General features: G+C 39.3%; 25 protein-coding genes and 1 tRNA gene. All 26 read right to left on the reverse strand.

Features of this window, described 5'->3' with window-relative positions; all coding sequences use genetic code 11:
• Positions 1-9: 9 nt before the first annotated feature.
• Entirely contained in the window at positions 10-654 is a 645-nt protein-coding gene (locus tag BLR83_RS03815; RefSeq protein ID WP_081340990.1) for a DUF4355 domain-containing protein, read from the reverse strand.
• A 175-nt stretch (positions 655-829) separates the two neighbouring features.
• Positions 830-902 (reverse strand) — tRNA-Lys (locus BLR83_RS03820).
• 181 nt (positions 903-1083) lie between these two features.
• The gene (locus BLR83_RS03825; RefSeq protein WP_074560470.1) at positions 1084-1299 is read right to left on the reverse strand and encodes a hypothetical protein; all 216 of its coding nucleotides are present in this window, start codon (positions 1297-1299) and stop codon (positions 1084-1086) included.
• Positions 1283-2254 carry a minor capsid protein gene (locus BLR83_RS03830; protein WP_074560472.1) on the reverse strand — a complete coding sequence of 324 codons (972 nt, stop codon included), beginning with the start codon at positions 2252-2254 and terminating at the stop codon, positions 1283-1285. The genes BLR83_RS03825 and BLR83_RS03830 overlap by 17 nt, the downstream gene beginning before the upstream one ends.
• Positions 2223-3755: a phage portal protein gene (locus BLR83_RS03835; RefSeq protein ID WP_074560474.1), complete on the reverse strand. Its 1533-nt coding sequence runs from the start codon at positions 3753-3755 to the stop codon at positions 2223-2225. Before BLR83_RS03835 ends, BLR83_RS03830 begins: the two co-directional genes overlap by 32 nt.
• Before the next feature lie 12 nt (positions 3756-3767).
• The gene (locus tag BLR83_RS03840) at positions 3768-5048 is read right to left on the reverse strand and encodes a PBSX family phage terminase large subunit (RefSeq protein WP_074560476.1); all 1281 of its coding nucleotides are present in this window, start codon (positions 5046-5048) and stop codon (positions 3768-3770) included.
• Positions 5035-5478, reverse strand: coding sequence for a stress-induced protein (locus BLR83_RS03845; protein WP_074560478.1), 444 nt, complete (start codon positions 5476-5478; stop codon positions 5035-5037). Before BLR83_RS03845 ends, BLR83_RS03840 begins: the two co-directional genes overlap by 14 nt.
• Positions 5479-5505: 27 nt before the next feature.
• Positions 5506-6669: a DNA modification methylase gene (locus BLR83_RS03850; protein ID WP_074560480.1), complete on the reverse strand. Its 1164-nt coding sequence runs from the start codon at positions 6667-6669 to the stop codon at positions 5506-5508.
• 224 nt (positions 6670-6893) lie between these two features.
• Positions 6894-7307 (reverse strand): DUF1492 domain-containing protein, encoded by a 414-nt coding sequence (locus BLR83_RS03855; RefSeq protein WP_074560482.1) that lies wholly within the window; start codon positions 7305-7307, stop codon positions 6894-6896.
• A 619-nt stretch (positions 7308-7926) separates the two neighbouring features.
• Positions 7927-8160: a hypothetical protein gene (locus BLR83_RS03860; protein ID WP_074560484.1), complete on the reverse strand. Its 234-nt coding sequence runs from the start codon at positions 8158-8160 to the stop codon at positions 7927-7929.
• Positions 8157-8369 carry a crAss001_48 related protein gene (locus BLR83_RS03865; RefSeq protein ID WP_074560486.1) on the reverse strand — a complete coding sequence of 71 codons (213 nt, stop codon included), beginning with the start codon at positions 8367-8369 and terminating at the stop codon, positions 8157-8159. The genes BLR83_RS03860 and BLR83_RS03865 overlap by 4 nt, the downstream gene beginning before the upstream one ends.
• A gap of 1 nt (position 8370) precedes the next feature.
• Entirely contained in the window at positions 8371-8760 is a 390-nt protein-coding gene (locus BLR83_RS03870; RefSeq protein WP_074560488.1) for a YopX family protein, read from the reverse strand.
• 217 nt (positions 8761-8977) lie between these two features.
• Positions 8978-9286 (reverse strand): hypothetical protein, encoded by a 309-nt coding sequence (locus BLR83_RS03880; protein ID WP_074560492.1) that lies wholly within the window; start codon positions 9284-9286, stop codon positions 8978-8980.
• Between the two features lie 34 nt (positions 9287-9320).
• Complete coding sequence (locus BLR83_RS03885) at positions 9321-9881, reverse strand: DUF1642 domain-containing protein (RefSeq protein WP_074560494.1); 561 nt, start codon at positions 9879-9881, stop codon at positions 9321-9323.
• The gene (locus tag BLR83_RS03890; RefSeq protein WP_074560497.1) at positions 9874-10245 is read right to left on the reverse strand and encodes a hypothetical protein; all 372 of its coding nucleotides are present in this window, start codon (positions 10243-10245) and stop codon (positions 9874-9876) included. The genes BLR83_RS03885 and BLR83_RS03890 overlap by 8 nt, the downstream gene beginning before the upstream one ends.
• A 93-nt stretch (positions 10246-10338) precedes the next feature.
• Positions 10339-10515: a hypothetical protein gene (locus BLR83_RS09905; protein WP_159427752.1), complete on the reverse strand. Its 177-nt coding sequence runs from the start codon at positions 10513-10515 to the stop codon at positions 10339-10341.
• Positions 10516-10581: 66 nt separating this feature from the next.
• Positions 10582-11037, reverse strand: coding sequence for a hypothetical protein (locus BLR83_RS03895; RefSeq protein ID WP_074560499.1), 456 nt, complete (start codon positions 11035-11037; stop codon positions 10582-10584).
• Positions 11027-11275 carry a hypothetical protein gene (locus BLR83_RS03900; RefSeq protein WP_142349915.1) on the reverse strand — a complete coding sequence of 83 codons (249 nt, stop codon included), beginning with the start codon at positions 11273-11275 and terminating at the stop codon, positions 11027-11029. Before BLR83_RS03900 ends, BLR83_RS03895 begins: the two co-directional genes overlap by 11 nt.
• Positions 11276-11291: 16 nt before the next feature.
• Positions 11292-11726, reverse strand: a complete 435-nt coding sequence (locus tag BLR83_RS03905; protein WP_074560502.1) for a RusA family crossover junction endodeoxyribonuclease — start codon at positions 11724-11726, stop codon at positions 11292-11294.
• A gap of 11 nt (positions 11727-11737) precedes the next feature.
• A complete protein-coding gene (gene ssb, locus BLR83_RS03910; protein WP_074560504.1) occupies positions 11738-12181 on the reverse strand; it encodes a single-stranded DNA-binding protein in 444 nt (147 codons plus the stop codon).
• A gap of 9 nt (positions 12182-12190) precedes the next feature.
• Positions 12191-12988, reverse strand: coding sequence for a PD-(D/E)XK nuclease-like domain-containing protein (locus tag BLR83_RS03915; protein WP_074560505.1), 798 nt, complete (start codon positions 12986-12988; stop codon positions 12191-12193).
• The gene (locus tag BLR83_RS03920; RefSeq protein WP_074560507.1) at positions 12981-13796 is read right to left on the reverse strand and encodes a recombinase RecT; all 816 of its coding nucleotides are present in this window, start codon (positions 13794-13796) and stop codon (positions 12981-12983) included. The genes BLR83_RS03915 and BLR83_RS03920 overlap by 8 nt, the downstream gene beginning before the upstream one ends.
• On the reverse strand, positions 13797-13982 hold the full coding sequence (locus BLR83_RS03925; protein WP_081340991.1) for a hypothetical protein: 186 nt from the start codon (positions 13980-13982) through the stop codon (positions 13797-13799).
• Between the two features lie 7 nt (positions 13983-13989).
• Positions 13990-14241 carry a hypothetical protein gene (locus BLR83_RS03930; RefSeq protein WP_074560508.1) on the reverse strand — a complete coding sequence of 84 codons (252 nt, stop codon included), beginning with the start codon at positions 14239-14241 and terminating at the stop codon, positions 13990-13992.
• Positions 14234-14365 (reverse strand): hypothetical protein, encoded by a 132-nt coding sequence (locus BLR83_RS10080; protein ID WP_268844487.1) that lies wholly within the window; start codon positions 14363-14365, stop codon positions 14234-14236. Before BLR83_RS10080 ends, BLR83_RS03930 begins: the two co-directional genes overlap by 8 nt.
• Positions 14365-14562 carry a hypothetical protein gene (locus BLR83_RS03935; RefSeq protein WP_074560510.1) on the reverse strand — a complete coding sequence of 66 codons (198 nt, stop codon included), beginning with the start codon at positions 14560-14562 and terminating at the stop codon, positions 14365-14367. The genes BLR83_RS10080 and BLR83_RS03935 overlap by 1 nt, the downstream gene beginning before the upstream one ends.
• Positions 14563-14645 lie beyond the last annotated feature (83 nt).

Below are 14645 nucleotides of genomic sequence, written 5' to 3' on the forward strand. Positions count from 1 at the left end.
CCCCTCCTTTTAAAATAGTTTCTTGCCGCTAGCATTAGCATGTTGAGCCAAGCTAGCACCATAATTTGTTTGTTTTACGCTTGAAGTGCCAATACCCGGCGCTTTTTGGCGCAAGGAAACCTTAACAGCTTCAGCTACCGCTTGATTGAAGACTGCTTCGAACTCTCCTACTTTTTTCAAAGAGTTTTCAGCCGTGTCCAGAGCAAACAATTCTGCGAATTCAGCCGGCAAACCTTTAGAAACCAAATCTTTCTCGACTTGAACGACCAATTTGTCATGCTCAAATTTAGCTTTTTCTTCGGCAAAAGCTTTCTTGCTGTCTTCAAATTCACGTTTAGCACGTTCCTCTTCAGATAATTGTGAGTAGTCTTTTTCTTTTTTAAGAGCTTCGGCAATCGCGTCTTGAATGCGTTGAGCTTCACCTTTTTTGTAATTCTCTAAAGCTTTTTGGTTTGACTTATTGATAATGCTGTCGAGCTCTGATTGAGTTTTAGGGCCTTCGAACGCTGGGTCTGTTTCGTGCGCGTCGTTATTTCCTGCGTCGTTGTTCAAACCGCTATCGTTTCCGCCTGCGTCTGCTCCGCTAGATTCGCCGCCTTCAGCAAAGAATTGCAAGTTTCGAGCGTTTAATGCTAAAAGTTGTTGTTTTTCCATTTTTAAATTCCTCCCATGCTAGTCTCGTGCCACCCTAAATTTCCAGCACATTCATAGAGCCACGAGAACGGACGTCTCACACTCTCTAGTCTCTCTTGAATGTAATTCTATTCAGGACTTAAACAAGCCACGCTAGTGATGTTTATTTGGCTTATTTAACGACTAGCCAAGTCAACGAGGAAAGCAGGATTCGAACCTGCGCCTACAGATTAAAAGTCTGCCGCATTAACCCCTTTGCTATGTTCCCCAAAATAAAAAAGCCGTATCAAATACGACTCTTATCCATCTTTCTCTAAAGCCTTTTTAATGCCTTCAACAATTCCTACAACGAACCAAATAGGAATTACCACGATCAGGTAAAGCGGTATTGCCAGAACTGTCAGTAGTAACATACAAAAAATAATAACGAGTAAACTAAACATACAAACCTCACAAACAAAGAATACCTAAGAACAAAATAAGCATTAGCCAGATAAGCAAGAAAGCCTTACGCAAATCTGCTTGTAAGCTTTCTATTTTGCGCTCTAGCAGTTCAGCGTACTGGCTAAGATTGCCAACTCTAGCTTTTAAAATTACAAGTTCACGTTTATTGCGTTCAATACGCTCTCTGTTTTCTTCGTTAAAGTCTTCAATTCCACAAGTCATCTATCTTCTCTCCTAGCGGCGTATTCCTTGACTTATCAAGCATAGCCTCGTATTCTTCTTTAGTTTTTGAGTAATGAGCAGCGACCGAACATCTACAATGCGGATGCATAGGTGCTGCGTTTTCGCCCGGCATCATGTCCTTTACTTTGTAAATTTTACCGCTTAAAGCGGCACAATGCGGACACGCTCCGGGTTCTGCAATGTATTCATACTCTTCATAACCATTTGCGGTCAACGATTGTTTTTGCGCTTCTGTCGCCACTCTTGCACCTTCTGTCACTGCCAGACGTTTGGCTTGACTAGCAGAAACATCAAACTCTTGTCTGAGCTGACCGATAAACGTCGTCGGATTCTTTCCTTTCAAAATGTAATCTTCCGTCATTTTTGCTACAACTTGTCTCAAAGCGTTTTGACGTTTCCAGATGTTCTCTGACCACGTTGCACCTTTAAAAGGCGTATTAAGCAGCGTTTTAGCTGTTTGTGCGATTTCACTTTTAGTCAGCACTGACTTACCAAGCAATCCAGCTTGCGTTTTGATTTCAGTCATATAATCTTCTGTAATAAAGTCTTTGATACGTTTCTGCTCATCGTTGCCTAAAGCAATTAACTCTAGATCAAGTTGACGTTGCAGCAACTCTAGCCGATTTGTTTTCATTTTGAGGTTGTAAATTCCAAGTTCTCTGTTAGCCTCTTGAGAAAAGTTCTTCTCAGCAACGTAACGTTTAGCTTTCTCTTCAAATGCTTTAACGTCCATTTCATCGACTCGTTTTCGCACTTCTTCAATTGGCAAAGCATTCTTGTCTGCGTAGCGGTTGTAAAAGGCTTGTATTTCCTTTTCAATTTCTTTGTAATGATAATTGTACAGACGCTTAAATTCATCGCCCAAAGACGCGTCACGCTCGATTTTAGCTAGCTGTTCTGCCTTAATCCTCTTCTTCCAGTACTCGTTTACCATCGTCTTCTCCATTTAAATCATTGTCGGACAAGCGACTGTTCTTTTCTAATTGAACCGACAGCAAGCTTGAATTTTCTTGTTGATTTCGAATTCGTTCCATTTCTGTTTTAGCGTCAACGCCAGTCGCTGATTGCAGCATGCTGTATACTGTTTCGTCGCTGACGACACCATACAAACTCTTAGCATTTGCAACGACACTTGAAGTATCTGCAGGCAAATTCGGAACGAATGTCACGCGGACTTTTGACAAATCAAAATCTTGAATTTCTTTTAAAGTCTCGCTGATTCGAGCAATCAACTTGTAACGACGTTTTAGCGATTTTTCAAACAGTGCTTGCATGTCGACACGTTTCTGGTCAAAACCAAAAATTTTCCATTTCATCGCCTCGCCCGATTGTGTTCCAGAAAAGTTATCATCGCTTAAATCTGGCGTATTTGTGATTTTATGGATGTCATCAATAACACGGTTCTTGTAAGCCTCTGTTCCGTTAACGTCATATTGCTTATACAAGTATTTAGCGTCGACGGTGCCTTCGTTTCCGTTGGTGTCTACAGGCGGCTCTAGATTCAACAAACGAGCTTTGCGCATTTTACGCATGAACTCGATTTGTTTTTCTGCCGTGTCACAATCGGCAGGAAAGCTAACGCGCCCTATGATAGCTAGAATCGCGTCTGACAAGTCTTGCATATAATTAGCAGTGTCTGATTGAGAGGCGTCGTACAAGTCGATTAAAGACAATACAGACTCATAATCACCCATGCCGTTCGAACTGTTTAGGTATTCAGTCAATGGCACTGTTCCGAAAAAGTGAGGTGTCCTATCGATAACTTTAAAATCTTTAGATGAATCAATGATTAAAACTTCATCTGGTGTGTATACCTCGATAATTTTTTGGCTATCTGAAAATTGGTTCTTATCGTAATACCTAACACCAACAAGGCTGTTCTCCTCTTTTGTCATGTCGTAAATAACAAAAGCCGCTGTTGGATCTAGCTTAACCGCTTTAGTTTCGTCCTCTTGCGTGCGATAAACTAAATCATATGCACGTCCCGTTTTAGATAGGTCAAGGACAAGTGAGCGGTTCAATTGATGAAAACTATTGTCTTTTGAAATCTCGTCTAAGAATTCGGCAACACTTTCATTGTCTGAATCGTCATAAGAAACCTGAATAGGATTTCCAACGAGATAACCTTGTTTAAATGTAGCAATGTATTCACCAAAATTATGAACAGCGCGTGTGTCTGCCATGTCTTGGTCTTTACGTCGTTCAGATTCCAGAATTGTGTGATTGTTCCCTTCTGCGTAATCAAGCAACTCTTGAATACGTGGGCGCTGCACTGTTTGGTGATGATTGATGTATTGTTTTAAAAGTTTAAAATCCTCTGCGAACAATTCCTCTAAGCTTTCCGCTCGATAGCGCATTCTTGCTTGTCGATGAAAGCGAGGTTTTAACGTATGTGTTTGACCTGTGCTATCGACAAATGTTTCTGTATAAGCCATTTAAATTCCTTTCTACAAGCCAAAACCAGCTCGAAGTGTATCGAACTGGTTTGTGTTTCTTTTCTGAATATGATAACGTTCAAGACTGTAACGTACTGCGTCGATAATGTGGTTATTAGCATCTATTGGTTCGTTCAACCAATTCCCTTCTTTATCTTGTTTAAAAGTGTACGTGTTAAACTCCTCTATTGTATGCTCGCACGAAGGGTGAATGATAATTTCAAACCCTTGCATAAACTGGATGCCTTGCATAATTGAACCTTTACCTTTTAAACTAGGCACAATGCCGTTGATACCTTTACTGCGTATTTCAGCAATCAAACGTTTCTCTGCGCTATCTGCTGAAATATAAGAACGTTGCATTCCTTTGTCCTTTAGCATTTTAACAATATCATCTGTGAGCATAGCTTTTTGATAATGCTCGTTGTAAAGATAAAGACGCTTATTTTCAAAATCTACTGCAACGCATATAAGTGTTGTCGGGTCTTGCGTGAAACCAAAGTCCATTCCTGCAGTAGTCTCTTTCACCCTCTGTACTGTTTTCTGAATATCAAATTCTTCTACTCTAGTATTCTCAAACACGAGCCCCTCAGCAACGCCCCACTCGCCATCGCATACTATACGAGCACGTCTTGGGTTAGTGACATACAAGTCTTCGTAACGCTGCCTATCAATTTCATCTAACCACTCATTACACCTATATGTCGTTGTTAAAGCTAATGTGTCAGCCCGTTGCGTATCTTTATCAAAGAAGACACGTTTCAGCCAGTGACGTTCATTCCAAGGGTTAAATGTGAGAGTTATTTGCTTGAAAAATGTTGGGTCTGAAACACTACCACGAATTGATTCGACTACAGTGCTAAACTTATCTTCGCTTTCGATTTGATATGCCTCCTCTACCCACAGCCACGAAAGAATTCCGACATCTACTGTTATAGAAGTAATTTTCAATGGGTCGTCTAACCCACGGAAGAGAATCTTCTGTCCTGTTTTTTTAACAGTTATTTCAGGCAATGACTCGTTGAATTTAAAAAGGTGTGCAACTTTTAACTGATTACACGCCCACTTAAAATCTGTATAGGTTGATTGTTTGTTGGTGTTTGAAAAGCGGCGAATAACAAGCAAGTTAGCCCAAGGATATTTAAGCAATCTTACAACGTAATTTAATGCCGTTGTTTTTGATTTTTTTGAACCACGAGAACCTTTGACAGCTCTATAAAAATTCTTTGAACGCCAGAACTTACCATAGCCACCACCGACAAGCTCTGGAATATCAACGTTAATCTCTAACATCGTCTGCCCCCACAAAATTAACAGTCATATTTGTTTCAAGGTTATTTTCCAAGGCTTTTTCACGTTTGCTGTTTTCTAATTGAATAGCTTTAATGCGCTCGCGCTGTTCTTTCCTATCAAGACTGTCTTTGGTATCGATAGAAGTGAGTTTGCTAATCTGTTCGAATGCACGAACATCGCCTTTCATTGCTTTTTGCATCATAACCATAGCTAGAGCCATTTCATTCGTTGCTTCGAAGCCCATATTTTCAAGCTGCTGCTTGATTTTATCGCTTTTGACATCTGCTTCAAGAATGGCCTCAAACGCTTTTTTGAGGTTGGCTTTTTTTCGTCTAGCTTTGCCGGAAGCTATACCCCCTTTTTTAGTCATTTCTCGGAGTTCGTCCGGAGTTCTCTTTGAGTTCGGTATTAAGTTTTTTTCATTAGCCATCGCCTCACTTCCTTTTCATATCTTTCTTTACTCGCTAACCAATACAGCTTTCTCTCCTGTCATTTCTTCCCAACGATTAATAATTACATCCACATATCTAGGGTCGTATTCCATGACATAAGCATTACGCCCGTTCTCTTCACAAGCAATCAGTGTTGTTCCGCTGCCACCAAACAAATCGAGAACCACATCACGTTCTTTCGTATTATTTCTGATTTGATAATCAAATAGACCAACTGGTTTCATTGTAGGATGGACACCGTTTCTTTGTGGTTTATCAAAATCAATAACAGTCGTTTGTTTACGGTCAGAAGCCCACAAATGACCAGCGCCGTCTTTCCAGCCATACAAGCAAGGCTCATGCTTCCAATGATAATCTTGTCGTCCTAAAACCATTTGGTTTTTATTCCAAATCAAGCACTCACGAACAGTCCAATTAACATCTCGACAAGCTCCCCTGAAATTATACCCTTCTGAATCAGCGTGCCAAATATAAAATACTGCACCTGGTTTCATTACAGAATCTGCTGCAAAAAATGCTGAAGTAAGAAACGCACGAAACTGTTCATCACCCATACTATCGTTCTTAATAGTAAGTGCGTCTTTGGTTTTTCCTTCGTATGCCACATTATAAGGCGGGTCTGTGATAAGCAGGTCAGCCAATACCCCCCCCAGTAATTTTTCGACATTTGAAACATCAGTTGAATCGCCGCACATTAATCGGTGACGCCCCAACTGATAAACTTGCCCAAGTTTTGCTTTTGGTTCTTCTGGAGGAGTATCATCAAAAACATCTAAATCTTCCTCTGATTCTTCTTCAATTAGATCATCGATTTCAAAACCAAAATCAGACATATCTAAATCGATAATGTCAGATAGTTCTTCATCTAATAAGCTAAAGTCCCAATTAGCAAGTTCACCTGTTTTATTGTCAGCTAAGCGAAAAGCTTTGATTTGTTCATCTGTCAAATCATCTGCAATAATAACTGGAACTTTTTCGAGCTCCAACAACTTAGAAGCTTTAAAACGAGTGTGTCCGTTGATAATCTCACCGTCAGACGTTGCAACAATCGGAACTTTAAAGCCAAATTCTTTTATTGAGTTAGCTACCGGTTCAACTGCGCTTGCATTATCTCGTGGATTCTTCGCATATGGTTTCAGCCACGACAATTCTTTCTCGATAATTTGCATATTTCCTCCAAATAAAAAAGCACCAATCGGTGCTCGTTACTATTTCAATTTTTCCATCAAAAGTGATTATTGTTATTATCCCTCTTTAAAAAAAGGGTTTATAGGCAAAAAATAGAGGCTCATCTCGAACCCCTTATCTTTATTATTTGACAATACCATAATAACACATCGAGAACACCATGCACGCCCAGATTACCCTTGTTTATACCAATTATTCCCATTTTTTATCGTGACTCCAAAAAAATATCAATTTCTTCCGTCGCATGCTTGCGCAAACGATAATAAGTTGATTGACTGATTTTCAAGTGTTCCATTACGTCCTCTGGGTATTGCTTCAAAATGTACGTCATGCGTAAAATTGCGCGTTCTTTTGGATTAGAAACTTTATTGATCAATCTACTCAATTCAAGCTTACGATTGATAACATCGTTCGTGTCATGCTCGATTGACTCTTTTAAAACAATAAGCTGTGCATACACATCATCGACTTTCGTTGGTTTTCCACCTTTAACTTTGTCAGTAGACCATTTAGGACTAGATAACAATCCAGCTTCTAGCGTTCTTACCTCGTCGATTCTGCTTTGGATGTCTGCGTCTAAGTTTTTTAGTTCGTCAAGTAATTGTGATGCCTTGCTCATTTCCAGCTCCTTCGTGGTATAATAATTATAGCGATTTCATACCACTAGAAGCCTTTGCGTAAGCAGGCTTTTTTTGTGCAGTCAGGCGCACGAACTGCGTGACCTCATCAACAGCGCCTTGGATAATAGCGACTAGCGATAATCGCGTTAGATTAAAGAAAATCTTATTTAAGGAATACCTCTTTTCTAATTTGAATTTCGCTAATTGTGCTAGCAGTTAACCAGATGAACCTGCCAGCTGTACTAATTTTTGTAGTTTGTTTGAAGAAGGAGTGTTCTAACCACCTCCAAACATAAAAACCTTATTATTTCTGGTTACAGCCACAAGCGGATTTGCACCGCTTAAACGCCTAGACGTGGCTACCGAGTTAGTAGAAAAGGTAGGTGCTAGGCTGTCGACTAGGAAACAGCCATCATAGCCCTGCTTTCTTTTTTTATTTTAATTCCTAGCCTTATGCTGACGAGACGAGTTGAACGCCTCATGAATTACCGTTGTCAGCACTGCAAATTACACCACATTCGCATGGAAAAAATATATTATCAGGATTCCTCTTTTCTATTTTTTTATTTTCGGTGTATACCCACGCAAGGATTCGAACCTTGCTAGTACCTATATGGGTCATCTAATTGTGAGTAACATAATCAAGCAAGTATAGCACCCGAAGATTAAGTATTCATGTAGTTCAAGGTCATCATAGTGAGCATAGCCAAGCATTTTAATCACCACAAGACCCATTGTGCTGAAAATCAAGTCAAGGAACAGATAGTTCTTACCTAGGATAATGAAGATTGCAACACATACTAAGTCCATAGGAAGTCCAAATACAAGAGCTTGTTTCATTGCGTTTTTCATAGTTCAATTCCCTCAATTTCAGCACGTCGTTTTAGAATAATAAGATAGATTTTCATTGCATACAATTGGCTTTCAAGTAGTTGGAATGGACAAGATGGCTCGAAATCTAATTTGCCAATTGCCCATTTATCAAGCATAGCGCTTAATTTTTTAGCGCGGTCATGCAATTCCCAGTATTCATTTACCATTCGTTGTTTATAAGCTTCCATTTTAGTCTCCTAACAATTCTTTGTTCTCATAAATGTTACCAATGACTTCGAGAGAATTTAATTGAATGTAATCTGCTAATTCTCTGAAAGTATAAACAAGGTCATTATGGTTATCAACAACAACGAAAGTTGCTTGAAATTCGTCATATTTAACAACAAATTGTGTTGAAGTGTGGCGACCATATTTATAGTTGATTATGTCTCCCTCAAAGACTTCCTTACCATTCTTGTCTTTAAGTCCTGTGAATTGCATTAGTTTAAATTCATCATCGGCATAAAAGTTATCAATAGTTGTGATGGTAAAAACTTTATCATCAAAAAATGATACTTCATGGACTTTAGCCATCCGTTTTTCATCTTTCAACCACGCTCTAAATTTTAATTCTCTCATTCTTCTACCTCTTCCTCTCTATAATCTAGCCACGGCTCAATAGAACTGTGCTTCCCGCATTTTGGGCATTCAAGATGATAGTTTCTGCTAAAACTAAGCACACCCTTCGTCTCTTTCTTTACATAATCGTGTTTGCAAAAGAATTGTTTCAAATTATGCCTAAGTTCTTTCTTTTGTTCGTTGAACTTATAAGCAATCTTTTTAAGAGTATCGAACATCATTCCACCTCTTCAACTTCAAACGCATCGTTATACAGCACATGTCCGAGACCATCTCTTGACAACTGTTTCTCAGTAAAAATCAGTTGGCAGTCTCGACTTCCGAAAGCACCGAGAACATAAACTTTTAACTGCGTATCATACATCAGCCAATTAAATCGGTAATCAATGCCTTTCAGTCTGACTGTGTACTTTCTTTCCTTATTTGGATTGTAATCATCTGTACGAATTAAAATAGCCCCACATTCTGCGCAGTATAATTCTCCAGCAGGCTGTTGTGATTCAACTAAGTCTTCTCGTTTTTCCACTCGAAACAATCATCGCAAAAAACTTCTTCAACGTTCATTCTTTCACCACCTCTACCGCAAATTGCCAAGCCCACTCATAATCTTCTTTAATTTCTTCCTCTGTGAGCTGTGCAGATTCTAATTGTTTCCAATTATCAGCGTATTCAATCGATGTATAATGTAACCACGTAAATAGCTCTACTTTGTCATCTTCATTTTTGCAAAGATATGTTTTACTATATCCACTGCCATTTGGGTTAGGTATTTCAACTGTATATCGTTTTTCTTTCTCGACTTCATAGCCGTAAAGCCAAGCTTTAGCAAATGTTTCTGAATTGTCTTCAATCCAACTGCTTTTTTCATCATAGGCATCGGTATCCATTGCTTCGCATAGCTCAAATTTTAATGTTTTACACTCTTCAATCCAATCAGCCACAAATTGTGGCACTACTGGCTTTTCTGGTTCGTCAAGTTGTTCAATAATATGTTCTGTCCTAATTTTGGCTTCTTCAAACCCCTCTTCAAATCTGCCCCATTCTGTTGGTGTGTAATCTTGAAAATTTCGTTCATCTAGTTCGAGTGTTTTTAATTCAGCAATCACTTCTCGCTTATTCATAGTCAACCCCCAATTCTTTCAGCTCTGCTTTTAATTCATCAGCGTAATCTTCAAACACCTTCTGAATTTTTTCTTTGAGTTCGTCTTTTATAAAAACGCTATCGTGTCTGCCATTTGGGTATTTCACGTTTAAATACTCAATCTCACTTTTAGACAATATTTCTAAAATTTTGACGTTTTGGACAAGTATATTTGCTCGTTCTAAATCTTTCAGATTCATCTTAGTTTCATCTGGTTCTTTGAGCTGCTCGACGAGTTTGATTGCCTTGTCACAAGCCTCATACCATTTTTCTTCGTCAACATTTTGCGGTGCTACCCATTTAGTGTGCTTTAAGGCTTTAATCATCGTTTGTTTAATGTTCATCGCCACTCTCCTTTGTGCTTTAGCTCTGCAATACCAATGCCGACAACCACACCCACTAACAATGTCCACAATGCTAACAACCACATTATTAAATTAATCATCTTCCACTAACACCTCAATTCCTCGAATGTCCTTGCCATCAATTCGACCATTACCGAATTTGAACGTTTCACCATTTTTCCAACAAGCGTGGATCATGCCGTAAGTTTGTTGGGAAATACACGTTGTTAGTGGCTTATCTCCGCCTTTGATATATAGATTAACTCTCATGTCGTTTCTACCCCTCTCACGTCCTCTATATGACGTTTTAATTTGTTTTGAATGTAATTATATTGTTTAACCGAAAGACCTTATCAGAAGCTCTCTGCTTAACACACGCTTGAACGCTGGTGAAGATGTTCTGCTCTCAACCGATTTGTTTTGCGGTGCTTTTCTAGTTTTCGGCTTTGGATTCGGATTCGGTTTGCCATTGACAAGGCGCTCCCATGTAATTTTTCCGCTTCGAGTAGCCATTTGCATCTGCCATTTACTCAAACCAAAATGTTCCAGTGCTTGTGCTTGCGTTCCAACAAAACGTTCACCGGTTTTAACAAGAGTATATGCCGTTAACCTTGTTTTCTCTCTGCGTTTCACTGTTTTCGTGCCGATTTGCTCGCGATCATATTTGCCAGCGCTCACGTAAGTTCGTAATGTAGTTATTTTAATGTCGATTTGTTCAGCGATTTCGTACATCGTTCCAGTATATTGTTTGCCAGTTTCGACGTCGGTAAGACACCAAACCTTAGCTTCCATTCCTCATCAATCCTTTCATACGTTTTAAAACCGCGCTGTCATATTCTGGCATTTTGGCCAGATCTAAATATTTTTTGGCGTCGTTAACTTCGACATGCAGCATTTCTGCAATGACCACATAGCTTTTTAAAAGTTGTTTATGCGTCCATTCTTTAAAATCCATTAATACATCGAGCGGACATTCTTCGTGCCGTTCATTCCAAACGACACAGCATTGCGGTGCTCGCTTGCTTGCCATTTTAATTATCCTCATATTATTCAAACTCCTCGATTTCAATTTCAATCCTTGGGTTTGGGCTATATAGCTTTCTTGTTGTGTGTTCAACAATCAAACAGTCATCTTTCCAAACAATCTCTGCTTTTGAAATGCTGTCATATAGCGACTTTTCTAAATTGTCCAAATCAATTTTTTTATCATATGGAATCGTTTCAGTGATAAATCTAGCGTATTCGTCTTTTTTCTTTTTGCCCGACCTCGGTTTTGGCAATTCTTGCATTTTTTTGGTTGCCTTCATGTAAAATGTGACTTTGGTTCTTATTGCTCCGTCAAAGTAACGGCCAATATAATTTTGTTTAATAAAGTCAGTAACTTTCTTTCTCCAGCGTGCCATTTTAGGGTCTTCGTACACACCGAATCTTCCTGATCTCGGTCTCATTTGCGGTTTTGGCTCAAACGGTATTAAAAACATCTATACACCTCTTAGAAAGGAAGGTCATCATCTGAAATGTCCATTGGATTTGAATTACCAAATGGGCTTTCCTGCTGATTGTAGCTGTTTTGCTGTGGTTGCTGATTGTAGCCGTTTGATTGTCCTTGTTGACTTTCGTTTCTCGTGTCTAACAAGTCGACATGTTCAGCTACTACTTCCGTCACATACACACGCTGTCCTTGCTGATTTTCATAGTTACGTGTCTGGATACGACCAGTTACACCGATTTGCGAACCTTTGCCGCAATACTGCGCAATAATCTCTGCAGTTTGTCGCCAAGCCACAATATTAACGAAATCTGCCTCACGTTCACCATTTTGGTTCTTGAAGCTGCGATTCACCGCAAGCGTTCCTGTTAATACGCTTGTGTTGCTCGCTGTTTGTTTTAGTTCTGGCGCTTTAGTTAAGCGACCGATTAAATTTACATTGTTCATGTTTACCCCTTAATAAATTTCAACTCGCTTTGTGAGTTTCTTTTCTCTACAGTATTCACAATGCCCGCAAGGCTTTGCTTCTGCCCTGCCATGTTTGACATCGTCTAAATGTTTGATAATCTTAGCTAGCTCGTTTAATTCATCTTGAATTGCGTCAACGTTTTGAATTCGAATAGCTCGTGTGTCGCTTGGGCTTTCTTTGGTCACAGCGTAAATGATTGGCTCGAATGGTTTATTGTATTTCGCTTCAAGCATTGTCTTATAGACCGCCATTTGCAAAATATAGCCATACGCTTCAAACCAGCGAACTTTGTAATTATTGCCGTCTTTATCTTTAACCCAAACTTCATCGTCAATTGGGCCTTTCGTGGTTTTGATATCGACAAAATAGCCATGCTCAGCATTCAAACAGTCAATCTTGCCTTTGAACTCAACGCCTGCGATTTCTCCAGTTACTGCAGCTTCTTTTTCGCCTTGATAAAGAGCCATGAAGTTTTTATCCGTTGCAAGTGCCCGAATCATGTTCTCTGCTGTTTCAAATGGCGCATATAAGCTACCATTCTTCTTAAAGATTGATTCTTTATTTTTATCAATAAACGTTGCATGAGCTTCTTTGCTCTCAAATGCGCTGTGAACATAATTTCCGACAAGCAAAGCCGTCTTATCTCGCTTATCCTGCCATTCGTCGTTAAGCTCTGCTAATGCTCTAGCTTCACATTCCTTAAATCGTTTAACTTGTGAGACAGACCAGTAAGCTTTTGCTGATTCAAGGCTGTAATAATCTTTGCCAAGTAAGTCTTTAGTCATCTGTTAAATCTCCGAGTTGGTCGAATAAGGCTGTTTGCTCTTCTTGAATTTCGCCAGTTTCTGGGTCAGCGATTGGCAATTCTTCTTGTGGTGTTTCACCAATCAAATCCGTCAACGTTTCTTCTTGCGGTGTTACGTCAATTGGTGCTGCTTTCTCGTCTTCGGTTTCGTTATCGGCTGTGATTGCTTCTTGCAACTCGGTGCTAAGCGGTGCATATTTGCTGATAATCTGTTTTAATAAAGTTTTTTGAGCCATTGCGTCAAAATCAGTTTGCCAAGGACTGTTTCCAAAACTCTTTGAGAAACGTTTTCCGTGATTATAAGCACGTTCTTTCGTCCAATAAATCAGCTTCTTAAAACCATTTAACAGTTCGAGTGTCGCAAAATAGCCTGCCACTTCATCTTCTGGTTGGCTAAAATCGACCTCTAGCGTTTCAAATAACGGGTCATATGATTTGAATTGTGCTTTGTAGATTACACCGCTATTAATATTCTTAACTTGACCGCTTCGAATAGCCAGCTGGATAAGTCCTTTGTAACCAAGCTGAAATTGTGCTTGTCGTTTGTAAGGCACGATGTAGGCAAAACCTAAACTTGGTTCAATTGGTAAATTCAATGTTGCTGCTTTCATTGCTGCGGTTAAAATTGAGTTGTTATCAGCATTACTTAAAAGCTTGTTGTTATTTACGATTGATAGCAGACTAGCAATGAACTGGTCGCTTTTCCCACTAACTACTTCGCTAAGTTTGTTTTTGACCGCTGGACTGTTAAAAAAGTCCTTGTGTGATACTTGTAATTGATTTGCCATTTATTTTCTCCTTTTTGTCTTCTTAAGGTTCCAGATTTCACGTTTCAAACGCTTATTCTCTTGCTTCAAACTCACTATCTTGTCTTGATAGTCGTTAATAATTTCACCATACTCTGTAGCAAGATCGAGGTAGTCGCTCGTTCTGCTGTAATAAGCTTGCTCATAATCTTCTTTTAAGATAATCATGCCGGCCTCAATCTAAAATGTGCTGTTTGACATCTACTCGATAATCGAGCGGAAAGTTGAAAATGATTGTCAATCGTTTATCGGTCAAACTTTGAATTTCTTCAATGAGGTCTTCGTCTGAATAGTTACGATATTGCTTGTATGTTTTAGCTAACGTCATACTTTCATCGTCAACGAGTTCGTCAATTGTTTCAAGCAACGCTTCTCTAAAATCGTTTTGATAGAGAAGCAGTTCATCATCAAGTCTAATTTCAACCATGTTTACGCTCCAGTGCTTCTTCAATACGTTCCAAAAACATTTCATATTCTTCAATTTCTTTGTAACACCGTTTAGCTTCATCTCGCCAAAAATCACGTTCCGCTAAAAGTTCCTGCGTATTCATTATTCATCTCCTTTAAAAGGCGTTTTGCTTAGGCCTACCCAACGCACCAAAATGCATGCGGTGTCATCATATACGCTATATCCTTGTACTTCGCTTTTCCATTGCGGATTGTTCTTTACATCTTCGTTCAATTTTTCTGTTGCTGAAGACCCACCGTCGTCAAAATAGTCGTCAACATATTCTTTGTAGAATTCCATATTTTCCTCTCTAGTAAACTATCTTCTTGAGCTGATACATTTTACTGTCTCTTGCCAACTTCGCTATCAGAGACTCTGTATCG

The organism is Streptococcus equinus (assembly GCF_900101445.1).
Lineage (GTDB): Bacteria > Bacillota > Bacilli > Lactobacillales > Streptococcaceae > Streptococcus > Streptococcus equinus_B.